At 73.2% G+C, this 26561-nt stretch carries 1 protein-coding gene; it reads left to right on the forward strand.

Annotation, left to right across the window (positions count from 1 at the left end):
- The first annotated feature begins 35 nt into the window (after positions 1-35).
- The gene (locus RM788_RS51875; protein ID WP_315929210.1) at positions 36-26558 is read left to right on the forward strand and encodes a hypothetical protein; all 26523 of its coding nucleotides are present in this window, start codon (positions 36-38) and stop codon (positions 26556-26558) included.
- The last annotated feature ends 3 nt before the right edge of the window (positions 26559-26561 follow it).

The raw sequence follows: 26561 nt of genomic DNA on the forward strand, positions 1-26561 counted from the left end.
CCGCCGCTCGCCGCACCACTTGGAGAAAACCGGTCATGGCTGTCAACTCGGGTAGTCCCAACGTCAACCCGAACGCCAACCCGTCGGTCAACACGAACCCCACGCCGGCGCCACCGCCGCCGCCCGCGGGGATCGGGTCCGGACCGACGGGCAACTCCGGTTTCTCCCAGAGCGAGTCGACGATGACCGGGCTGCAGGGCCGGGCAGGCGACATGCAGGCCCGGCTCAGCAGCATCTCCGGCGGTCTGCGGGGGCTCAACCTCGGCATGGGCTCCCTCGGCCCGATCGGGCTGTTCGCGGTGCCCGCGCTGAACAACTCCAACGACCACGCCGTCGCACAGGCCGATCGGGGCTCCAAGGCGTTCGGGGACGTCCAGCAGGGGTTGAAGGCCACCCAGCAGGTGACCGTCTCCACCGACACGAACAACGCCTCCTCGTTCCGGGGGATCGACCCGAACAACACCTTCAAGCCCGTGCCGGGCGCGGCGAACTCCATCGCCCCGCCGCCCAAGCAGGGCGGGGCGCAGGTCTCGCAGAAGCCCAACATCCCCGGCGCGGCCGCCTCGGCGCCGCCGCCCACCAAGACGGCGGGCGGACCGCAGGTCTCGCAGAAACCGAACATCCCCGGCGCGACCGGCCCGGCACCCGCGCCCACCCGCACGGCGGGCGGCCCGTCGGTGTCGACGGCTCCGACACTGCCCGGCGCGGGCGCCAACGGCGCTCCGCGCACCAACGCCGGTGGGCCCGGCGGCGCGAACGTCGGCAAGGTGCCCACGATCCCCGGCGGCGGGGTGACGGCCCCTGGCGGCAGCGCCGGTGGCCTCGGCGGCGGGAAGGCGGGCGCCGCGCCGACCATCCCCGGCGGCGCGAACACCGTGCCGGGCGGCAAGCCCGGCGGGCTCGGCGGCGGCAGCGTCGGCGCCGCGCCCACGATCCCCGGCGCCGGGACGACCGCTCCCGGCAGCAAGGCCAGCGGCCTCGGCGGCAAGGGCGTCGGTGCCGCGCCCACGATCCCCGGCGGCTCGGCCACCGCCCCCGGCGGCAAGGCGGGCGGTCTCGGCGGCGGGAACATCGGCGCCACGCCCACGATCCCCGGTGGCGCGAGCAGCGCGCCCGGTGCCAAGACCGGCGGTCTCGGCGGCATCAAGCCCGGCGCCATGCCGACCATCCCCGGCGCGACCTCCGCGCCCGGCGGCGGCGCCAAGGGCGCTGGCCTCGGCGGCGGTCCGGTCGGCGCGGCGCCCACCGTGCCCGGCGCCAAGGGCGGCAGCGCGACGCTGCCGACCTCTGGCGTCGGCGGGGGACCGAAGAACATCTCCAGCGCGTTGAGCCCCGGCGGCCAGACCGGCCAGGCGGGCGGTGCGCCGATGGCCCCCGGCGGCGGCGCGTCCCCCGGTGGCCAGTCGGCCGACCGGAGCAGCAAGTTCACCACGCCCGGCTCGGCCAAGGGCGCGTTCGACGCCCCGAAAGCCCCGGTGGGCAACGGCAGCATCTCCAAGGCGCCGGTCGCCAACCCCGGCGCGCCCACGTCCGCCGCGCCGGGTGGTGGGGCGACGCCGAAGCCGAGCACGATGCCACCGGTCTCCTCCGGGGCAGGCGGTCTCTCCTCGCCCAAGGCGCCCGCCACCCCGTCGGTGCCGTCGGCCTCGACGGGTGTGCAGGCGCCTCCCGGAGCGCGTCCCGGCCTGACGACCCCCGGTTCCGCCGGGCCGAACGCGGGCGGCCAGCCCGGCGGTGCGCCGATGGCCCCCGGCGGCGGTGCGTCGGCAGGCGGCCAGTCGACCGACCGGAGCAGCAAGTTCACCGCTCCGGGCGCGGCCAAGGGCGCGTTCGACCTCCCCAAGAGCCCGACCGGTGACGGCACCATCTCCAAGGCGCCGGTGGGCGCACCGGGTGCCAAGCCCGCGTTCACGCCACCGCTGTCCTCCGCGCCCGGTGGCGTCCAGACCCCGACCGCGCCGACCACGCCGTCCGTCCCGAAGCCCGGCGGCGCGCCGTCGTTCGGCCCGCAGCCCACCGGGACGACCCCTCCGGTGTCCCCTGCGGCGGGTGGCGTCCCGACGCCGACCGCCTCGAAGCCCGGCGGCATGCCCTCGTTCGGCCCGCAGCCCACCGCGACCCCTCCCGTCACTGGAGGCGTGCCGCAGGCCCCGGCCGCGGCGGGCCCGCGCCCCGACGTGACCACACCCGGTTCCGCCGCACCGGCCACCGCCACGACGCCGGGCGCCCAGCCCGGCACCCAGCCCGGCGGTGCGCCGATGGCCCCCGGCGGCGGCGCGTCGCCCGGTGGCCAGTCGGCCGACCGGAGCAGCAAGTTCGCCACGCCCGGCATGTCCAAGGGCTCGTTCGACCTCGCCACCAGCCCCACCGGTGACGGCACCATCTCCAAGGCCCCCGTCGACAAGCCCGGCGCACCCCTCCCCGGCGGCCCGCAGCCCTCCAAGCCCGGCGTCACGCCACCGGTCTCGACCGCGCCCACCGGCCCACCGGCACCGACCGCCCCGAAGCCCGGCGGCCTGGGCGGTTTCGGCCCCCAGCCCGGCGCCACGCCACCGGTCTCCGCGCCTCCCGCGGGTGCTCCGCCGGTGGCCGCGGGCGCCCCGCAGGCCACCGCGCCGAAGCCTGGTGGTCTGGGTGGGTTCGGTCCTCAGCCTGGGGTCACGCCGCCGGTTTCGTCTGCTCCTGCTGCTCCTGCCGCGGGTGCGCAGCCGTCTGCGGCTCCTGCGGTTGCTCCGCCGGCAGGTGCTGCGAAGCCTGGTGGTTTGGGCGGTTTCGGCCCTCAGCCTGGGGTCACGCCGCCGGTTTCGTCTGCTCCTGCCGCAGGTGCGCAGCCGTCTGCGGCTCCTGCGGGTGCTCCGCCGGCAACTGCCCCGAAGCCCGGTGGTTTGGGCGGGTTCGGTCCGCAGCCCACCGCGACTCCGCCGGTTTCGTCCGCTCCTGTGGGTGCGCAGCCGTCTGCGGCGCCTCCGTCGTCCGCTGCGCCTGCGGGTGCCGCGCCGTCCACCGCTCCGAACCCCGGTGGCCCGACCGGACCTGTTGCGCCCGGTGTCCAGGCGCCTGCCGCCTCGCAGCCCGCGTCGACGCCGCCAGCCTCGGCGAACCCCGCGAGTACTCCGCAGGCAGGTGCTCCGAAGCCCGGTGGTCTGGGTGGGTTCGGTCCGCAGCCCGGTGCGACGCCGCCGGTGTCCTCCGCGCCCGTCAGCGCGCAGCCGTCGCCCGCTCCGACGACCAACGCCCCCTCTCCGACCGGCGACGCGCAGTCGCCCAAGTCCGCCGCGCCCACCCCGGCCCCGGCCGCCGCCCAGCCCGCACCCGCGCCCGCACCGAAGCCGACCCTCCCGCCGGTCAGCGCGCAGCCCGCACCGGCGGTCACCACGCCGTCCAGCGACGTCCAGACGCCGAAGCCCGCGTCGTTCACGCCGCCGCCCGCCACCCCGGCACCGGCCGCACCGATCAGCACCCAGTCCTCGCCCGCGCCCGCGGCGAACACGGCTCCGTCGGTCGACACGCCGTCGCCCAGGGCAGCGACCCCGGCTCCGGTCGCACCCGTCGCGGCACAGCCGTCGCCCGCCCCGGCGGTCAACACCCCTTCACCGACCGCGGACACGCCGTCGGCGAAGCCCGCCCCCGCGCCAGCCCCGGCCGCCGCCCAGCCCACGCCGACGCCGAACACGTCCACCCCGGTCGAGTCGCCGTCCCCGAAGCCCGCCCCGGTCAGCACCCAGCCCGCGGCCGCGGTGAACGCGCCGGTCGACGCGCCTGCTCCGAAGCCCGCCGCGCCCGCCCCCGCTCCGGCCGCACAAGCCGCGCCGCAGCCGTCGCCGAACACCCCGCCGGTCAGCGCGCAGCCCGCGCCCGCCAACCCCGCGCCCGCCAACCCCGCACCGGCCGCGCCAGTCGCCCCGCAGCCGTCGGCGAACCCGCCCGTGTCGGTCGAATCCCAGCCCAAGCCCGCGGCAGCCGCCCCGGCTCCGGCCCCGGTCGCTGACGTGCAGTCGCCGAAACCCGCGCCTGCGCCCGCCACACCGCCACCCGCCGCCCCGGCCCCGGCAGCTCCTGTCACGACCCAACCCTCGGCCACGCCGCCGCCGAACACGCCCGCCCCGGCCGCCAGCGCTCAGCCCGCCCCGGCGACCAACGCCCCGACCCCGGCGACCCCGACCCCGACCCCGGCTCCGGCCACCCCCGTCGGCACCCAGCCCACCCCGGCCACGAACACCCCGACCCCGGCCACCAACACCCCGGCCACCAACACCCCGGCCACCAACACCCCGACCACCAACACCCCGGCCCCGACCACCGCGCAGCCCGCACCGAACACCCCGCCCCCCGCAGCCGGTGCCCAGCCCGCGCCCGCACCCAAGCTGTCCGGCCCGTCGGCCGCGATCGACGACAACCCCCACACCCGCGCCAACGACCCGAACGCGCCGGTCCCGCCGAACGCGCCCAAGTTCCTCCAGAACCTGTTCGGTTCGAACCCGGCGGCCAACCAGCCGCAGGTCATCCCGATGCTGGTGGTCCCGCCCACCGCGAACGCCACGACGAACCCGGCGGCCGCGACCAACCCGACCGCCAACCCCACCGCGACCCCCACGGCGACCCCCACGGCGAACCCGACCGCCAACCCCACGGCCAACCCCACGGCCAACCCCACGACGAACCCGGCCGCGGCGACCCCGCCCGCCGTACCGCCGGTGCTGCCCTCGAGCGGCAACCTCCCGAACTTCTTCCAGCAGAACAAGGCCCTCGGCACGATCGTCCCGTCCAACGTCAACGGCGGCGCCCAGGTCACGGCCGCGGTGAACGGGCTGCTGCCGCCGCGGGCCGGCGTGACGCCGGTCGGTGTGGACAACATCGAGACCGCGCTCACCCGGGACTTCGAGTCGTTCGTCGGCAACGGCCGCAAGTTCCCGGTCAAGGTCGGCAACAACTGGTACGAGGCGACGGTCAAGGCGACCCTCGACCCGCCGGTGGACCCGAACGCCGCGGTCACGACGCCGACCACCAAGACCAAGGTCGACCTGACCGTGAACAGCGGCAACGCGACCGCGAACACGGGCACCATCGGCACCTCGGGCAGTATCGGCATCGGCGGCGTGATCTCCGCGGGCGTCGGCGCGTACGGCTCGGCGGCGGTCAGCGCGCCGCTGGCCAGGCCGGTCGAGTCGACCACCACCGGCACCTCGACCACCGACCAGCGCGCCATCCGCTCCGGCGAGGGCTCGGTCGCGGCCGTCGTCCCGGTGACCTACACCGTGTCGCTGACCGACGCGAGCAACAGGCCGGTCGGCGCCCCCGTCACCGTCACGTCGACGCCGGCGACGAACACCGCGCCTGCGGCGGACGTCGACGTGACGCTGCACATCTCCGACGACCTCTCCACCATGACGCGGCCCCCCGTGGTCGTGGGCGCGACCACCCCGCCCAACGGCAACTGGGGTGCGGCGCTGGAGCACCCGGCCCCCGAGGCCGTGGTCGACATCAACGCCGACGTGGCGTTCAACGCCGTCGCGGCGAACCTCCACCCGTCGATCGTCAAGGTCGGCGCGCCCGGCCGCACCGAGTTGCAGAACTTCCTCAGCCCCACGACGATCCGCGACAACCTCGGCCCGGCCCTCAACGGCTGGGTCGTGTCGCCGGACCTGCTCAGCCCGCACGGCAGCCGGGCGGGCGTGGTCCGGATGAGGGCCATCCCGACCGGCGCGACCCTGGTGGGCGTCACCCCGACCACCGCGCTGCGACTGCACGAGACCACGGCCACGACCACCGGCGTGACCGCCTCCACCAAGAGCGGCGTCGACGTCAACGTGGGCGTCGGCGGCGGCGCGGTCACGCCCAACAACGTCGGCGGCACGGCGGGCGTCACCGCGGGCTACTCGGCGAAGACGACCGAGTCGTCGAACGCGGGCACCGGTTCGTCGGTGAAGACCGGCATCCAGGTCAAGGGCAACACCGGCCTCTACGAAGTGACGATGAACCTGGAGGTCGAGACCCCGCACCGGGGAACGGTCACCGTGCCCGTCACCACCTACATGCGGCTCGGCCTGCCCGAGGCGGGCCGAGCGGGCCTGCAGGTGCCGGACAACACCTCGACGGCCCTGACCACCCCGTCGGACGGCCCCCGGTTCCCCCCGCCGTACCTGGCCGCGGCCGCCGCGGCGGGCAACGTCAAGGTCGGCGAGTTCGCGCCCGCCAACCAGGTGCAGAGCCAGGTCGAGACCGCGCTGCGCGGCCTGCCGGGCTTCAACGGCTTCCTGCCGACCTTCGCCGACCCCAACAGCAACCCGCTCGGCATCGGCAAGAACACCTCGGACCTGTCCGACCAGATGGCCAACCAGCGCAAGCTGACGACGGAGCTGTCGCCGACCGCGCTGAAGTCCCAGATGGACAGCCTCCTCGGACCCGGCGTGCAGATCCAGCTGAAGAAGCAGGGGCTGGCGACCAACGAGTACGTCAACGTCACGGTGAAGGCCACGGTGACCAACCCGGTCCACCTCGGCCAGGCCGACAACCGCAACATCCGCGGCGCCGCGAGCACCGGTCCGAAGCTGGACAGCTCGACGACCACCCAGAAGGGCTGGAGCGCGGGCGTCGAGGGCAAGGTCGTCATCCCCTCGACCACCGGGAAGACCAGCGCCAGCCCGGCCCCGACCGCGGGTGTCAAGTACAACAGCTCGACGGCGACGAAGAACGCGGCGGGCCCGACGGTGGGCAGCACCGCCCTGAACGTGGGCAGCCCCAACGCGCAGCTGTTCCAGCACGACGTGACCTTCGAGGTCGAGGTCACGACGTTCACCCAGAACCGGTCGTGGGTCAAGCGGGTCACGCCCGGCTCGCCGTTCCTGAAGGTCCCGGAGCCCACCACGGTCGCGAAGACGGCCGACCCCGCGGTCGCGACCAACCTGCCCGCGATCAGCGGCACGGTGAACCTGTGGGTGTCCGACAGCTCGACCATGAAGTCCGACCCGTCGGTGTTCGCGCCGGGTGCGGCCACCGTGGCCCCGGCGCCGCCGAACACCACCATCAGCAGCATGCTGACCTCGACGAAGCCGCCGGTCGCCCCGTGGCTGCACGTCGAGGCGGTCGCCAACACCGACGCCGTGCGCAACGAGGCCATCGCGGCGCTGAACACGGCGGCCAAGGGCGACTCGGCGCTGAGCGTGCCCGGCACCGAGGCCCGCAACCGGATCGACAAGCTGTTCAGCCCGGAGAGCATCAAGGCCAACCTGCGGACCCTGGTCGACAAGGGCGTGACCGAGGGCGGCATGAAGTACGGCCGCCGGGTCACCGACCGGACCGGCGCCGTCGGCATGTCGATGTCGTTGAACAACCCGAAGCTGGTGTCGATCTCCGACGACACCGCCACGGAGAACGCCAACACCGGTGGTTTCAAGGCCGGTGACAGCAAGACCGACTCCAAGTCGGTGGACCTCACCCTGGGCATCAACACCCCGATGAAGCCCACCGACAAGACCGCGACCGGTGCCGGGGCGATCGGCGCCACCGCGAAGTGGACGCCGTGGTCGAAGTCCACGACCGAGGCCACCGAGATCGGCGGCAGCGTCGACCGCAACCGGGTCACCCCGGCGGGCGGGCGCACCGTGCTCGTCCAGCTCGACGCGGACATCACCGTGGTGGGCGAGAGCCGTTCCGGCAACACCCTCTACCGGGGCACCCCGAACACCTCCGCGTCGGTCGTCACGCTGCCGGGCGGGGTCTTCGTCCGGGTCAGCGAGGACACCGCGCGCGGCATGGGCCTGCTGCCCTCGCTGCCCGCCCACACCCCACCGCCGATGGGCACGATGAACCCGCCCTCGACGCTCAAGCCGAACGAGCCCGGCGCACTGGGCCTCGGCCTGGTCGAGACGGTCCCTGACCTCTCGGGCCTGGTGCCCGAGCTGCGGACCAACCTGGGCAAGCTGGGCACCGACCTGATGCCGCCGTCGGTCCTCAAGGACTCGATGAACAACCTCCAGAGGTTGACCGACCTGACCTCGGAGGCGAGCGTCAAGGCGCTCATGGACAGCGCGCTGGACGGCGGTGTGCCGCTGCTGGTGCACGATCCCGGTGTGTTCGGCAAGGACACCTACCAGGTGACGCTGAAGGCGACCCTGGGAGCGCCCACGTTCGACGGTGTCGTCAACGACGGCGTCGACATGGAGCACACCACCACGGGCACTTCCAAGATCAGCCACGGCGAGGGCAAGGGCACCGCCTGGGGCGTCGGGCTCAGGGTTCCCGGCACCGGTCTGCCCGCCTCCGGCAACCCGAACATCTCCGGGTCCGCGGGCGCCGCGGCCTCCGTCGGCTTCGGCCAGGCGCACTCGAACTCGACCACCAACTCGACCACCGAGCAGTCCGGCCACCTGCGCGCGGGCAGCGGTCCCGCCGTGAAGTACACCGTGCCGGTCACCTTCGAACTGGTCGTCGAGAAGGGCAACCAGGTCGTCGGCACGGCGGGCGGCACCACACCGCAGGACATGTCCGTGCGGCTGCTGGCGGACAACCAGAAGATCGCCGGTGTGACGCCCGCGAACACCACGGCGTTCACGCCGACCCCCACGACGCAGCTGCCCACGCAGGGCAACCCCGCGGCGGCGAACTTCTGGCAGGCCAACCCCAGCCCGGCGACGCCGACGGCCGTTCCCGCCGTGCTCCCGCCGACCGCGTCGGTGGAGAACCTGCGCGGCGCGCAGGCGTTGCAGGACGCGGCGATCAGGGCCCTGACCACGGCGGGTGCGAACCAGGGCATCACCGGCAAGGGCACCGGTTCGATGAACGCCCTGCAATCCGGTCTCAGTTCGGAGTCGTTGCAGCCGAACCTGCCCGGAATGCTCAAGGGCGCGTTGGAGGTTCCGGGTCTGCACGAGGCCGCGTTGACGGTGAGCCAGCACGCGAACGTCAAGGTGTACGCGAAGCTGGTCAACCCGAGGCTCGAAGGCCTCAGCGACGGCGTCAACCTGGAGAACCCCAAGACCACCGTCACCACCACCTCCAGCGAGTCCAAGCACACCGAGACCGGGGACTTCGGGATCGGCGCGGCGACCGGCGGCGCGTCGTCCAAGAAGCCCGACGTCGGCTTCTCCACCGGTGGCTTGGAGGTCAAGCACGGGAGCGAGGACAGTTCCGCCACCTCCGGCGGCGCGACCGACAACAAGGTCACCAACCTCAAGCCGCAGGGCCGCTCCGGCCTGGTGACCTACGACGTCGAGTACCGGGTCGTGGCTGACCTCGGCGGTGGCCGCGTCGGCGTGGTCGACCTCCAGGTGCCCGGCGCCGCCCAGGTGCGCATGCCCGCGCCCGAGGTGGAGACCGCGCTCGGCAAACCGTTGACTCCCGAACTGGACGCCGCGCAGACCGGCGTCAAGGACGCGGCGAAGGCCTGGCGCGACGCCGAGGTCGCCTCGGACAACGTCCGGCACGCCACCGATGACACGATCAACCGGCTCGCGCCCGACCTGGCCACCGCGGTCACCGACCTGGACGCCCGGCAGGCCGCCGCGGACACCGCGCGGGACAACGTCACCGCGGTCACCGACACCCTGCCCGGCCTGCAGACGAACGTGGACACCGCCACGCAGGGCGTCGCGAACGCCACCGCCGAGGTGGACAACCAGGTCACGGCCCAGAGCGACGCGGCCACCCGCGCCGACCTCGCCGCCGACGCCAAGACCGCCGCCGACAACGCCGTGGACGCGAACACCGCCGCGGTCGACGACCTCACCACCAGGGTCGGCGACGCCCAGACCGCTGTCGACAACGCGAACGCCAAGGTCGACGCCGCCCAGACGGCGCTCGACACCCACCAGAACGCCCCTCGTCCCGCCCCGGTCGAAGGACAGCAGGCCCAGCCGGACCTCGTCGGTCCGCAGCTCTCCAGCGATCTCGCGGGCGCCAAGGCCGACTTGGCCGTCGACCAGGGACGGCTCGACGACCTCAACACCGAGCTGACCGCGGCGCAGGCCGATCTCGACCAGGCCGTGATCGACCAGGGCCTGGCCGACGCCGAGGTGAACGCCGCCGCGGACGCCGTCGCGAAGGCCGACGCCGACCACGCCAAGGCCGTCGCCGACCTCGACACCGCGCGGAACGACCTCGACACCGAGAACAACGCGCTGCAGAACGCGAAGGACGAGGCCCAGCGCCTGCAGGGCCTGGCCGACCAGGCGAACACCGACCTCGGCACCGCGCTCGACACCCATCAGGACATCGCCGACCGGATCACCCGGGCCGAGCAGGACCTCGAGCAGGCCCGGAACGCCGCCGACGCCCAGCAGCAGTCGTGGTGGGACGCGAAGACCACCGTCGACCAGCAGGTCGACGCCTTCAACGCCCCGCCCGCGGCCGTCGGCCCGACGCCATCGGTGGCCAGCGGCTCGACCCCGCCCCCCGCGCCACCGTCCGCCGACGTGCCGCGGACGTCCACCGCGACCCCGTCGCCGTCCGCGGCGCCCGCGCCCGCCCCTCGCGGCCCCTCGCCGGAGCGGTCGTTCGACTTCGCGCCGGGCAGCACGTCGTTGAACGACCAGCAGTCGGCCACGGTCGACGCGCTCGCCAACGACCTCACCGAGTCGGTCGGCAAGCGCGCGGACCGCGGCTTCCTGCCGCCCAAGGTCGAGGTGTCGGGCGCCAACGCCCCGGCGGTCAAGGCCGCGCTGGACGCCAAGCTCGACGGCGCTGTCGACGTCACGATCACCGAGGGCGGCAGGCCGAACGGCGCCGACGTGACCGTGGACTGGGACCTGAAGCGTCCGGAGGGCTACGTGCCGCCGGAGGCGCCGAAGTCGGTGAAGGTGACCGACACGGTGATCACGGCCAGCGGTCCGCAGGCGCCGCACCCGATCCTGTCCGACCAGTCGTGGCGGCACAGCGACGCCCCCAGCGCCGACTGGTCGCGGCCGAACAACCCCGTGTCCTCGCAGGACATCCGCGCCGCCCGCGACACCGCGCCGGTCAGCACCGTGCGGTCCGAGGACGGGGGACTGCTGAGCACCAGCACCGTCGCCCCCGGCAAGGTCGACTTCAAGGCGTGGCGCGGTCCGATCGCCTACGACAAGCGCAGCGTCGACGTCGACGGCGTCAAGGTGCAGGACTACACGGTCAAGGTGTTCCTCGACCCGTCGACCAACGCCACGCCCGCCCAGGTCGACGCGGTCAAGGCGCGCACGGTCGAGGGCGTCGAGTCCATGTTCAACCAGGGCCACCGCCTGCCCAGCAGCGACCAGCTCCACGTCACCGTCGAGTTCACCGACAACCCCGCCGACGCCCACGGCCACATCGCCATCACCGACCCCGACGGCCGGGCCAACCAGCTCAACTGGCCCGTGGACACCGACTCCAAGCGGCTCGCGCACGAGGTCGGCCACTTCCTCGGCCTCCAGGACGAGTACCACGAGACCGGCCCCGCGAAGCCGATCTTCCAGCACCAGGACGGCAAGGGCCGCGTCGTCGCCGACAACGGCCCCATGACCGCGGGCATCGACTCGCCCACCATGGAGATCAAACCCCGCAACCTGTGGCTGATCGAGACCCGCGCCGACGCGCTGGCCTCGCCCAACGCCACACCGCCCCCGTCGGCGTCGGTCGACTCGCCCCTGGCGCCGCCCAACGCGCCGCCGCCCGCGACGCAGCCGCCGGTCACACCGGACCAGCAGACCGCGTTGGACGTGCAGGGCGCCTACGCCGACGCCGTCCCGGCCGTCGACACGCGCACCAGCCTCGTCAACTCGATCGCCGCCACGCTCAAGCCGGACTCGCAGGTCGACCGGCAGGCGCTGGTGGACGCCATCAACGGCAAGACCACGTCGGCCGCGCTCGCCGACGTGGCCGCGGCCGCGGACGTGCGGGTGCACGTGCTCGGAGCGGACGGCAAGTTCACCTCGCACGGCCCCGTCACCGGTGTCCCGGTGCACGTGGTCGAGAACGGCAAGACCGGTGGCGACGCCCGCTTCCACGCCACCAAGGAGAACGTCCACATCGGACGGCCCGGCGTGTCCTACCCCGGCCCGACCACGATCAGGCACGAGGGCGTGCTGAAGACGGTCCACCGCGGCGAGTTCGAGATCGAGACGATCGCGGGCCGCCACCAGGTCCGGATCTACACCGCGATCGTCAACCCCCAGACGATCACCCCGGACGCCACCGGCAATCCCACTTCGCAGTACAAGGACATCCAGCAGGACCCCGCCACCGGCGACCTGACCTTCTCCACGGGCAAGGGCGAAGGACCGCTGTGGGCGGGTGCGGGTCGTCCGCAGCGGGCGCTGCAGTGGCTGACGAAGTACGAGCACACCGACGGCGGCAAACCCGTCGACGACACCAAGCCGGGGTCGGGCGTCAAGCGCCCCGTGCTCCGGTCGTTCCTGGTCCCGCTGGACACGTTCAACAAGATCACCACCGAGTCGACGATCGAGGGCGTCCCCGGAGCGACCGCGAACGTCGACCAGCGCGGCGAGGCCAACCAGTTCGGCATCGGCGGCCAACACCTCACCGAGCTGATCAAGAACGCCGAACCCGGCTCGCTGACCAGCTACCCGGCCGACCCCACTGCCGGGTTCGCCCACGAGGCGCTGGCGGGCCGCATCACGCCCCTCACCGAGATGAACGGCAAGGTGGGCCTGAGCCCGGACTTCCGCAGCGACGCCGTGGGCAAGGCCTACGACCCCTGGTTCGACTGGGAGAAGAAGCCCGACGGCTCGTGGAAGACCACCTTCCGCAACGACGCCCACAAGTTGCACGAGATCGCCTCCCAGCTGCGAGAGCACGACGTCACCTGGCAGCAGGTCAGGCAGGACCCCGCGAACCGCGTCGAGGACGCGCGGATCGAGTCCGACCACGAGTCCATCCCCAACGCCCGCCCCGGCACGCAGACCGCGGGCCCGGATGACCTCGGCTTCGACGCCCGCGTCCAGCGCCTCAACCAGTTCCTCAACGAGGTCGGCCCGGCGTCGAAGAACGTCCAGAGGATCACGGACAAGGTCCTGTCCACCGGTCCCGCCGCACTGCGCACCCACCTCACCAACAGCGGCGTCCCGAACGTCGACCAGGCCGCCTACCAGCAGGCCCTCGACAAGACCGTCGCCGACGCCACCAAGGACGCCGCCAAGACCGTCGACCTGGCGATCAAGCAGGTCAAGGGGCCGGTCGCCGACCAGGCCGCCCTGGAGAAGCTGGTCAGGGACGGGATCCCGCCGAAGACCGGGAAGGTCAACCGCGACTTCACCGCGGAGGTCGCCGACAAGGTCGCGAACGAGTTCGCCGCGAAGGTCGAGGCGCACCCCGGCCTCGCGCTGCTCGACGCCGACAGCCGTCAGCGGATCGCGGACCACCTGCGCGACGACATGAAGGCCGCGGTCAGCGAGGAGTTCAGGAACCTCGACGGGTTGGACGCGACCCCGAAGGGCGGCAAGAAGGGCGGCTGGCTCAGCGGCCCCCGCGCCGCCGAGTTCGGCAACCGGGTGGCCGCGAACATGGCCGCGCGCCCCGCGCCGACCACGCAGGTGGCCATCGACCCGAACCTGCTGGCCGACGTGGCGGAGAACAAGGTCCTCGCGCCCGTCGTCACCGGCGCGCTGGACGCCTTCACCAGCCAGGACCTCCTCAACACCAGCCCCGACGACCTCAAGTCGGTGGTCTCCACCGAGGTGCTGCCCAAGCTGTCCACCGACATCAGGACCGCGCTGCGCGAGGACCCGGCGCTGGCGCTGGCCGACCAGTCCTTCCGCGACACGATGGCCGACGCCGTGGCGAACAACGCCCGTGCCCGCGCCAGCATGGAACTGACCACGTTCACGTTCGCCCCGGTCAACCCGGCCGACGTCGACGCGCTCATGGCCAAGGTGCCCGAGATCGCCACCCAGGCGGAGATCGGCGCGCTCATCTCCGCCGACTCCGACCGCATCGCGCTCGACTTCAACACCAGGACCGAGGGCGCGGACCCGTTCCTCAACTCCTACTTCCAGTGGAACGCCGAGCGCGGCCAGGTCTTCGACGCGCAGCGCGCGGCGGGCGACGAGCTCAGCACGAGCATCAAGTCCCCCGACCGGGACGCCCACGCCGTCGTGGACCAGCTGATCAAGCAGTTCGGCGAGCTGGACAGGAAGTTCGACGAGGTCGCCACGGTCCCGCAGCTCACGCCGGGCCGCGCGCCCGGCTCGAACAACGGGCACACCTTCTACGAGCACTCGCAGATGGTGCTGGGGCAGTACTTCAAGCTCACCGCCAACGAGAACGCGGACACCCGGCTCATCCCGGTCGACGCGCTGGCCAAGGCGATCCTGTTCCACGACATCGAGAAGAACAACGCCAAGAACCAGTTCGGCGACGGCCAGGGCAGGCACGACCGCGAGCCCGAGCACAAGCTCGCCGTCGAGATGATGGACCGCTACCGCGGACTGTGGGAGAACCAGCGCGAGTTCGCCGCCGCCAGGGCGATCGTGGACTCCGACCCGTTCGGCTTCTACCTGCGCGGCAAGATCACCGCGGACGAGGCGTTCGGCTTCATCCACGACCTCGCGGGCAAGATCGACGGCACGAACCCGGACAACCCGAAGAAGCTGTTCGAGGAGTTCCACCAGTACTACCAGGCCGACTTCTCCTCCTACACGCCCGACAGCGCGTTCGTCGACCGGGACGGGAACTCCAAGAACGGCCCCAAGGCGTTCGCCGACCGCTTCCGGAACGGGCCGGACGGCATCGAGCTGACGGCCGACAACAGGCACTTCGAGTACGCGGGCAACCACGAGGTCTCGCAGAAGATGCGCGACCTGGCCGACATGTTCCGCGACCCGGCCACCGTCGCGGAGAACCACGCGCGCATCAGCGGCGACGAGGTCTCCCCGCCGAACGCGCCCGCCAGGGCCGACGCCGACGCGTTCCCGCAGCCGCCCAACGCCCCGGCCACCGAGCAGGTCAAGGACGACCCGTCCAGCACCGCCGACCCCGAGGTGACGGCCGCTCAAGCCCGCCAGGTGATGGCCGGGATCACCGCGAAGTACGGCATCGAGGTCGATTCCACCGCGGGCGCCACCGCGGTCAGGCTGGACCACCCCGAGGCGACCGCGACGACCCTGGACAAGGTCAACGCCCGTCCGTGGAACCCCAAGGAGCTCGAAGGCCTCCAGAACGCGCTCACGCACTACGAGCCGATCCTCGGCGCGGCGCGGGAGAACTCCACCCGTGCGGGCATCCCGCAGGAGCTGACCAACGTGGGCGCGGTGACCCAGGCGATCAAGGGGACGAAGCTGTTCCCGTTCGCCACCGGCGAGTACATCGCCGCGCACAACGCGTTCAACATCTACCCGGCGGCGATGCTCGGCGGCGGCGCCAAGGCGGTCGAGGCCACGGCCGCCCACGAGCTGGCCCACGGCCTGCTCAAGTACGCGCTCCCGGAGTACAGCGCCAAGTTCGGCAGCTGGGGCGCCGACGGCAAGCCCGTGTTCGCCGTCGAACCGCCGTACAAGGGCGCCAAGGACCCCGGCAAGGACTTCGAGGAGTCGGTCAGGTCGCACGTCCTGGCGCCCACCTCGTTCGCCGCGACGGCGCCCAGGCACGCCGCCGCCATCGCCGACCTCGAGGCCAGGCACCCGGAGCTCTTCGCCAAGCAGGGCCCCACCGACCTGTCCAGCCAGCGCATCAAGCGCGTCGTCGACGCGCTGAAGACGGCCGAGCTGCCGGACTTCAGCAGCCGGGTCGGCAGCTGGACCCCGGACGGCAGGCCCAACCTCGCGGGTGAGCCGCCCATCACGAAGTACGGCGCCACCAACGCGGACGAGGACCTGTCCGAGGCCGCGATGGTCTACTTCCTCGACCCCGACCGCCTGCGGGCCGAGGCTCCGCAGCGGTTCGCGTTCCTCGACGGCCTGGTCGCGGACTGGCGGCCCGGCACCTCAGCCGACCCGACCGTCCAGCCGCCCCAGGCCCCGCCCTCGTCCGCGAGCACGCCGTCACCGTGGACGGCGCCCTCACCGGACGCCCCCGCCCGCCGGGGACCGGCGCCGGAGCGGTCGTTCGCCTTCGCGCCGGGCAGCGCCGCCCTCGACGCGGAGCAGTCCGCCTCGATGACCTCGTTGACCAACGACCTCGCCGAGGCCGTCACCAAGCGCGCGGACCTGGGCTACCTCCCGCCCAAGGTCGAGGTCTCGGGCGCGAACGCCCAGACCGTCAAGGACGTCCTCACGGCTGAGCTGGGCGGGTCGGTCGACGTCACGATCGCCGAGGGCGGCCGTCCCGACGGCGCCGACGTGACCGTGGACTGGGACCTGAAGCGTCCGGAGGGCTACGTGCCGCCGGAGGCGCCGAAGTCGGTCAAGGTGACCGACACGGTGATCACCGCCAGCGGCCCGCAGGCGCCGCACCCGATCCTGTCGGACGAGTCGTGGCGGCACAGCGACGCGCCGAGCGCGGACTGGTCGCGGCCGAGCAACCCGGTGTCGTCGCAGGACATCCGGGCGGCACGGGACGGCGCTCCGGTCAGCACGGTGCGCTCCGAGGACGGGGGAGTGCTGACCAGCAGCACGGTCAGCCCCGGCAGCGTCGACCTGAAGGCGTGGCGCGGTCCGATCGCCTACGACAAGCGCAGCATCGAGGTCGACGGCAAGGGCGTGCAGGACTACACCGTCAAGGTGTTCCTGGACCCGGCGGGCAACGCTTCGAGCGCCGAGGTCGACGCGGTCAAGGCGCGCACGGTCGAGGGCGTCGAGTCCATGTTCAACCAGGGCCACCGCCTGCCCGGCAGCGACCAGCTGCACGTCACCGTCGAGTTCACCGACAACCCCGCCGAGGCGCATGGGCACATCACCGTGACCGGCGAGGGCGGCCGGGCGAACCAGCTCAACTGGCCCGTGGACACCGATTCGAGGCGCCTGGCGCACGAGGTCGGGCACTTCCTGGGGTTGCAGGACGAGTACTTCGAGCCGGGCAAGGCGAAGCCGGTCTTCCAGCACCAGGACGGCAGGGGCCGGGTCGTCGCCGACAACGGTCCGATGACCGCGGGCATCGACTCGCCCACCATGGAGATCAAGCCGCGCAACCTGTGGCTGATCGAGACCCGCGCCGACGCGCTGGCCTCGCCCAACGCCACGCCGCCCGCGGACTTCGACGCCACGGCGCTCCCGCCGTCCGCGCCGATGCGCGACCTGTTCCGGAACATCTTCAGGTCGACCCCGGCCGTGGACCCGAACGCGGACGCCCACCCGATGGCGGTCGTCGCCCCCGCTCCCGCCGACGTGCTGCCCACCCGGAGCCTCCCGGCGTTCTTCCAGGACAGCAAGGCCCTCGGCTCGATCGCCGCGACGGACGTCAACGGCGGCGCCAAGGTCACCGCCGCGGTGGAGGGCCTGCTGCCCGCCCGCGCCGGGGTCACCCCGGTCGGCCTCGACAAGATCGGGACCGCGCTGTCCCAGGACTTCGAGTCGTTCCTGGACACCGGGCGCAAGTTCCCGGTCAAGGTCGGCGGCGACTGGTTCGAGGCGACCGTCAAGGCCACCATGACCACCCCCGTCGACGCGGCCGCCGCGATCACCGAGCCGTCGCCCGCGATCAAGGTCGACATGACCGCGCAGAGCGGCAACGCCACCTCGGGCACGAGCACCGTCGCCACCTCGGGTGACGTCGGCGCGGGCGGCGCCATCTCCGCGGGTGTCGGCGCGTACGGCTCGGCTTCGGTCAAGGCGCAGTTGGCCAAGCCCGCGGTGTCGGCGACCTCCGGGACGTCGACCGCCGACCAGCGGGCCATCCGCGCGGGCGAGGGCTCGGTCAAGGCCGTCGTCCCGGTCAACTACACCGTCTCGCTCACCGACGCGCAGAGCCGCGTCGTCGGCGCTCCGACGGCGGTCGTCACCGACGCCGACGGTGACGTGGACGTCACCCTGCACATCGCCGACGACTTCCGCCTCGCCGACGTGCCCCACCCCGGCCTGACCACGCACACCCCCGCCGCGGGGTGGGGCTCCACGCTGGAGCACCCCGCGCCCGAAGCGGTCACCGACATCGCCACCGACCAGGCGTTCGCCGACATCGCCGGGAACCTGCACGGCTCCATCACCCGGCTGGGCGCGCCCGGCCGGGAGGTGTTGCGGACCTTCCTCGACCCCACCACGGTGCGCGACAACCTCGGCGCCGCCCTCAACGGCTGGGTCGTGTCGCCGGACCTGCTCAGCCCGCACGGCAGCCGCGCGGGCGTCGTCCGGATGAAGGCCACACCGGTCACCGCGACGCTGATCGGCACCAACACGTCCACGGCCATGCACCTGCACGAGTCCACTACGACGAACACCGGCCTGTCGGCGTCCACCAAGAGCGGCTTCGACGTCAACGTGGGCGTCGGCGGCGGCGCCGTGACGCCGAACGCGGTCGGCGGCACCGCGGGCGCCGTCGCGGGCTACTCCGCCAGGACGACGGAGTCGTCGTCGTCGGGCACCAGCGCCACGTCCAAGACCGGTGTCCAGATCAAGGGCGACACCGGGCTCTACCTGGTCACCATGAACCTGGAGTTCCAGACCCCGCACGGCGCGCCGGTCGTCGTGCCCGCCACCGGCTACGTGCGCCTCGGGCTGCCGGAGGCGGCCGCCGCGGGCCTGCCGGTGCCGCCCGGCACCAGGACGACCCTGGCCACCCCGACGCTCGTCCCGCGCTTCGTCCCGCCGTACCTCGCCTCGGCGGCGGCCGCGGGCAACGTCAAGGTCGGCGCGTTCGAGCCCGCCAACCGGGTGCAGGGCCAGGTCGAGGACGCCCTGCGCGGCCTGCCCGGCTTCGCGGACTTCCTCCCGACGTTCGCCGACCCGGACAGCGACCCGATGGGCATCGGCCGGAACTCCGCGGACCTCGCGGAGCAGATGGCCAACGAGCGCAAGCTCGCGACGGAGCTGTCGCCGACCGCGCTGAAGTCCCGGATGGACAGCCTGCTCGGGGCGGGAGTCCAGGTCCAGCTCAAGAAGCGGGGCATGGCGACCAACGAGTACGTCAACGTCACCGTCACCGCCAAGGTCGCCAACCCGGTGCACCGCGGCCAGGCCGACGCCCGCAACATCCGCGGCGCGGCCTCCACCGCGCCCGCGCTGGACAGCTCGACGACCACCCAGAAGGGCTGGAGCGCGGGCGTCGAGGGCAAGGTCGTCATCCCCAGCACGTCCGGCGGCACGAAGGCCACCCCGACCCCGACGCTCGGCGCGAAGTACTCCAGCTCGACGTCGACGAAGACCGCCGCCGGGCCGACCGTCGGCAGCGGCGCGCAGAACACGGGCAGCCCGAACGCCCAGCTGTTCGAGCACGACGTGACCTTCGAGGTCAAGATCGAGACCGTCACCCGCAACCGGGCGTGGGTCAAGCGGGTCACGCCCGGCTCGCCGTTCCTCCAGGTGCCCGAGGCGCGCACGGTCGCGAAGACGGAGAACACGCCGGGTCCCGCGACCGCGACCACCCTGCCCGCGATCAGCGGCAAGGTGAACCTGTGGGTGTCCGACAGCTCGGCCATGACGGCCGACCCGTCGACGTTCGCCCCCGGCGTCCCGGTCCAGGCCGACCTGGCCGCGCCGCCGGACATCCGGACCCTGCTGACCACGCCCAAGCCCGCGGTCGAACCGTGGCTGCACGTCGAGGCGGTCACCGGCACCGAGGCGTTGCGCGACGCGGCCATCGCGGCGATGGACGACGCGGCACGCGGTGACACGTCGCTCGGACTGGCGGGCACCGAGTCCCGCAACCGGATCGACAGGCTGTTCAGCCCGGAGAGCATCAAGGCCACCCTGCCGACGCTGGTCGGCAAGGGCGTGACCGAGGGCGGCATGAGGTACGGCCGTCGCGTCACCGACCGCACCGGCGCCCTCGGCATGTCGGTGTCGCTGACCAACCCGAAGCTGGTGTCCATCGCGGACGACACCAGCACGGAGAACACCAGCACCGGGGGCTTCAAGGCGGGCGACAGCGTCACCGGCGCGCAGTCCGTCGACCTGACCGCCGGTCTCAACACGCCGATGAAGTCCACCGACAAGGACTCGACCGGCTCGGGCGCGCTCGGCGCCACCGCGAGGTGGACCCCGTGGTCGAAGTCCACGACCGAGGGCACCGAGATCGGCGGCAGCGTCGACCGCACCCGTTCCACCCCGGCGGGCGGGCGGACGGTGCTGGTGCAGTACAGCGCCGACGTCACGATCGTCGCGGAGAGCCGCTCGGGCAACACCCTCTACAAGGGCACGCCCGTGGTGGCGGGCAAGACCGTCTCCCTGCCGGGCGGCGTCTTCGTCCGGGTGACGGAGGAGGTCGCCCGCAGCATCGGCGCGCTGCCGCCACTGGTGAACGCGCACGTCACGCCGGACATGGGCGCGATGACCCCGCCGCCGACGCTGACCCCGAACGACTCGGGCGCGCTGGGCCTCGGCCTGGTCGAGAACGTGCCGGACCTCTCGAACCTGGTGCCCGACCTGCGAGCCGACCTCGGCGCGCTGGGCGCGGACCTCCTGCCCGCGTCGGTGCTCAACGACTCGATGAACAACCTCCAGCGCCTCACCGACCTCACGTCCGGCGCGAGCGTCAAGGGGCTCGTGGACAGCGCGCTCGACGGCGGTGTGCCGCTGCTGGTGCACGATCCCGGCGTGTTCGGCAAGGACACCTACCAGGTGACCCTCAAGGCCAGGATCGCGGACGCGCCGGTGTTCACCGGCGTCGTCAACGATGGCGTCGACATGGCGCACTCCACCACCGGCACCAGCAAGATCAGCCGCACCGAGGGCGGTGGCACCGCCTGGGGGCTCGGCCTCAAGGTCCCCGGCACCGGACTGCCCGGCACCAGCAACCCGAACATCTCCGGGTCCGCGGGCGCCGTCGCGAGCGCGTCCGTCGGCCAGGCGGAGTCGCACTCGACGACCACCTCGACCACCGAGCAGTCCGGCCACGTGCGCGCGGGCTCCGGTCCCGCCGTGAAGTACCGGGTGCCGGTCGTCTTCGAACTGGTCGTCGAGAAGGGCAACCAGGTCGTCGGCCGGGCGTCCAGCGCCCCGCAGACCATGGACGTGCGGCTGCTCGCCGACAACCACAAGGTCGCGGCGGACGGCGCACCCGTGGCGCCTCCGGCCTTCGCACCGGCTCCCGCTGTGGAGATCGGCGCGACGCCCGAGTCCACGATCGCCTGGCAGCAGACCGACCGCGTCGTGCTGCCCGCCACCGCCTCGGTGGAGAACTTCCGCGGCGCGGCGCAACTCCGGCAGGCCGCCGTGCTCGCGCTCACCACGGCGGGTGCGAACCAGGGCATCACCGGCAAGGGCACGGGTTCGATGAACGCGTTGCAGTCCGGTTTGAGTTCGGAGTCGTTGCAGCCGAACCTGCCCGGAATGCTCAAGGGCGCGTTGGAGGTTCCGGGTCTGCACGAGGCCGCGTTGACGGTGAGCCAGCACGCGAACGTCAAGGTCTACGCCAAGCTGGTCAACCCCAGGCTCGAAGGCCTCAGCGACGGCGTCAACCTGGAGAACCCGACGACGACGATCACCGCCACCTCCAGCGAGAGCAAGCACACCGAGACGGGTGACTTCTCCGTCGGCGCGGCCAGCGGCGGCGTGTCGTCCAAGAAGCCCGACGTCGGCTTCTCCACCGGCGGCGTCGAACTCCGGCACGCGGGCGAGGACAGCGACGCGACCTCCGGCGGCGCGACGAACAACAAGTCCACCAACCTCAAGCCGCAGGGCCGCTCCGGCCTGGTGACCTACGACGTCGAGTACCGGGTCGTCGCCGACCTCGGTGGCGGCCGGACCTCCGTGGTCGAGCTGGTGGCACCCGGATCGGCGCAGGTCCGGATGCCCGTGGCCGACGCGGAGACGGCGATCGGCACGGACCTGCCCGCGACGCTGGACACCGCGCAGACCGGGGTGCAGGACGCGGCCAAGGCCTGGCGCGACGCGGAGGTCGACGCCGACACCGTCCGGCACGACACCGAGGTCACCGTCAACCGGCTCGCGCCCGTGGCCGCGAGGCTGGGCGAGGTCGCCGTGACCCGTCTCGGCGAACTGGCCGTGGCGAACAGGGCCGCCGCGACCGCGGTCGGCATGGTCACCACCACGACCGGTCTGCACGGCACCGCCGTCGACACCGCCGACGCCGCGCGGGCCGAGGTCCAGGACCTGGCCGGAGTGGTCGGGCAGCGGCAGGAGGCCGTCCGGCAGATCGGCGAGGACCAGGCGGCCACCGACGGCGACCGCCAAGCGGCCGCGGACCGCCTCGCCGAGGCGATCACGGCTCACGCGAACGCCGAGACCAGGCTGGTGACGGCGACCGCGGACGTGGAGACGGCCGCCGGGAACCTGGAAGCCGCCCAGCGCAACGCCGCGCGGCTGGACGAGGCGCGGGACCTCGCCGTGACCCGCCACGAGCAGGCGGTGAGCGGCCACCAGGCGGCGCAGGCCGAGATCGCGACCGCCGAGGCGGATCTCGAACAGGCGCGGACCCTGGTCGACACCCGCCAGCAGGCGTGGTGGAACGCGAAGACCGCCGTCGACCAGGAGGTCGCCGCCTACAACACGACGAACGCCCCGCCGCCCGCCGCGCCCACCCGGCCCGTTCCTCCTGTCCCCGCTCCGACCCGGCCCGTTCCGCCGGTGCCGCCCGCCGCGCCGCCCGTGCCCGGCACGGCGGTCGCTCCCGACGTGGAGCCGATCCCCGCCGCGCCGCGGTTCGCGGCACCGCAGGGCCCCTCGCCGGAGCGGTCGTTCGACTTCGCGCCGGGCAGCACGTCGTTGGACGAGCAGCAGTCGGCCACGGTCGACGCGTTGGCCGACGACCTCACCGAGTCGATGGGCAAGCGCGCGGACCGCGGCTTCCTGCCGCCCGAGGTCGAGGTGTCGGGCGCCAACGCCCCGGCGGTCAAGGCCGCGCTGGACGCCAAGCTCGACGGTGCCGTGGACGTCACGATCGCCGAGGGCGGTCGTCCCGACGGCGCGGACGTGACCGTGGACTGGGACCTCAAGCGCCCCGAGGGCTTCACCCCGCCTCCGGCGCCGAAGTCGGTGAAGGTCGCCGACATGGTGATCACGGCCGATGGTCCGCAGGCGCCGCACCCGATCCTGTCGGACGAGTCGTGGCGGCACAGCGACGCGCCGAACGCGGACTGGTCGCGGCCGAGCAACCCGGTGTCCTCGCAGGACATCCGGGCGGCACGGGACAGCGCTCCGGTCAGCACCGTGCGCTCCGAGGACGGGGGAGTGCTGACCACCAGCACCGTCGCTCCCGGCAGCGTCGACCTGAAGGCGTGGCGCGGTCCGATCGCCTACGACAAGCGCAGCTTCGACGTCGACGGCGTGAAGGTGCAGGACTACACGGTCAAGGTGCACCTCGACGCGTCCGGTCCCGACGTGGACGCGCTGAAGGCCCGCACCCGCGCCGGTGTGGACGCCCTGTTCAACCAGGGCCACCGCCTGCCGAGCAACGACCAGCTGCACGTCACCGTGGAGTTCACCGACAACCCGGCGGACGCCCACGGCCACATCGCCGTCACCGGCCCGAACGGTCGGGCGAACCAGCTCAGCTGGCCGGTCGACACCGACTCCAGGCGGCTGGCGCACGAGGTCGGGCACTTCCTCGGGTTGCAGGACGAGTACGTGGAGCCCGGTCACGCGAAGCCGGTCTTCCAGCACCAGGACGGCAAGGGCCGGGTCGTGGCGGACAACGGCCCCATGACGGCCGGGATCGACTCGCCGACCATGGAACTCAAGCCCCGCAACCTGTGGCTGATCGAGACCCGAGCCAACGCCCTGGCCTCGCCGAACCCGTTGGCGCCCACCGCCTTCGAGTCGGACGTCGCCCCGCCGAACGCCCCGCCCGTCGCGTCGGTGGCGGACGCCCAGGCGCTCCTGTCGGACGCCCGCCGGGCCGAGGCGGCGGCGCTGGAGGCGAAGGCGCGGGCCGACCGCGAGGTCGACCACCGCGCGGAAGCGCTGTTCACCACCCAGGACGACCAGCGGCGGGCCGTGCTCACCGCCGAGTTCCAGAAGGCCGTGGAGGAGCGCGCCACCGCCGTCGCGGACGCCGAGCGGCGGACGGCGGCGGTCCAGGCGGCCTCCGACGTGCTGGCCGAGCAGCAGCGGATCGCGGCGGGCGCCCCGCAGGCGGTCGTGGCGGACGACGCGGTGGTCGTGGACGACGCCACCGTCGCCTCGGAGACCGGCGCGCCCCCGATGCCCGCCCGCCCGGCCGGTGTCCTCGACTGGGCGAGCCGGATGCCGCTGGTCGACCTGGCCATGAACAACCCCGACTCCAGGATCCGCCAGGGGCAGAGCACCCACGAGCACGTGCAGCGGGTGCTGGAGGTTCTCGGCCGCCCGGCGCCGCGCTCGCTGCCGGGTCTCGTCCGGATCCTGCCCAGGCTTACCGAGGTGAACGCGCAGGGCCCCGAGGTCGCGACGAGGAACGACGCCATCGCGCTGGCCTCCATCGTGGACAACGCGGCCAGGGACATGTCGGCGGCCTTCAACGACCCGCTGCTCAAGCCGGTGTTCGCCCGGAAGATCCTCGCGTCGCAGGCCGACCGGCTCCGCTGGGACGGCGACGCGACCTCGTCGATGTCCCCGGACACCGTCCGGCTGGCGGGCGCGCTGGTGTCCGACGACCCGCTGACCTCGTTCATGCGCGGGGACGTCGAACTGCCCGACGTGGCAGCCAGGGTCGAGGCCATCGCCGAGCGGGCGGGGCTGGATCCCCGGACGACCTTCGACCTCCTGCGCAGGCGGTACGAGGCGGAGATGCTGTCCTACTCGCTGTCCGAGATCTACCAGGGCGAACTGGGCCCGGACAACGACGCGAACGGCAACTTCGTCCTGACCGACCTGCCGGGTGAGATCGCGCCGGGCTACTACCGGCGCTCCGTCGAGCTGCGCAAGACCACCTCGCAGCGCTTCCTCGACACCATCAAGCGGGACAAGCCGGGCTCACCGGAGTGGAACAACAAGGACCTGGTCCTCACCAGGACCGCGTCCGACCACCTCGACAGCCTGCGGGCCGTGCTGGCACCCGCGCCGACGACCGCGCAGACGACCGCGCAGACGGCCGCGCCGACGACCGCGCCGGTACCGACGACCGCGTGGCTGCCCCCGACTGCCGTCGTCCTGCCGCCCATCGCGAACCCGGCCACCACGTGGGCCGTGCCGTTCACGGGCGCGCACCTCGCGGCGACCCGCGGCCACCTGGTCCCGTCCACGGACGCGACCGCGGTACCGCTGCCGGGCTCCGACCACGCCGGGTCGCTGACCCAGCGCCAGTACGAGCACCTGCGCGACATCCGGACCAACCGGGTCGAGAACGGCCGGGGGGACACCGCGGCGGCGGCGCGGCGGGACTCGGTGAGGCGGCACCTCGTCGAGAAGCTCGGGGTGCCGGACGCCGCCGCCGCCGAGCGCGTGCTCGCGAAGGCCGAGACCTGGTTCGCCACCGCGCCGATCACGATCTCGCTGAAGGGCGGGACCGTCTTCGGCAACGACCAGGGCGCCGCGGCGCTCGCCCAGCCGGACGCGCACTACCTGACGGCCGCGGAGATCGGCCTGAGCATCGTCGACTCGTCGACGCTCGGGATGCTGCGGACCAAGCAGGCCGACGTGGACGCGCGGCGGGTCGAGGTCGCCCGCCTGCTGGCCGAGTGGGAGCAGAGGGCGCGGGCGGAGGACCCGTTCCGGCCCAGCCCGGAGATCAAGGCCCTGCGGGCCCGGCACCAGCTCGCCAAGACGATGCTGGCGGCCGCCGAGCTGGACGCGGCCAGGACGCCGCGGCAGATCGGCTACCTGGAGAGCCTGCTCGCCGAGGATCCGGACTTCGCCTTCTGGACGCTGTCCAACGAGGTCAACGCCTCGCGCGGCGACAACTACACGCGGTGGCGCCGGGAGAAGGACGACATCGAGTCGGGCAGGCGCGGCTTCGGTCCGCACGAGGCCGCCGTGTTCGGCGCGGTCAACGTGAACTACGGCCGGACGAAGGGCTTCGAGGGGTCCGAGTACTACGGCGAGACCCACCTGCTGCTCGACCCGCGGGTGCGCCAGCGGTCGTACTACACCTTCGGCGCCAAGGGTCCGGAGCGCAGCGGCGTCGTCGACCTGATGCACGACATGCTGGCGCAGAACCGGATGGACTACGTCGACGGCATCGTGCACAACGCCATGGGACTGGACGGGATGGTCCCGCAGAAGAACCTGCTGCTGGAGACGCACGTGTACGGCGGGGTCATGTTCGGCCGGGACGTGGCGGAGGTGTCGGTGCCCCGCGCGGGGCTCGACCCGGCCGTCCGCGCGCGGATCGACGCCTTCGCCGCCGCGCACGGCATCACCGTGGTCGAGGCGGACCGGAGCACGTGGCCCGCGGAGCGCGCGGTCGTGGACCCCATCGCCCTGCGCAACGCGGTGAACCAGCCTCCGGCGGCTCCTCCGGTGGTGGCGACCCCGCTTCCGGTCCCGGCTCCTCCGGTGCCGATGGCCCCTCCGCCGTCGGTGCCGCCGCAGGGCTCCTCCACCGCGAGCCCCGTGGTGAAGGACAGCCAGGGCCGGACCACGGCGATCACGGGTGACCTGTTCGGCGAGCCCGCCAGTCTGGTGTGACGC

The sequence above is a fragment of the Umezawaea sp. Da 62-37 genome (assembly GCF_032460545.1).
GTDB lineage: Bacteria > Actinomycetota > Actinomycetes > Mycobacteriales > Pseudonocardiaceae > Umezawaea.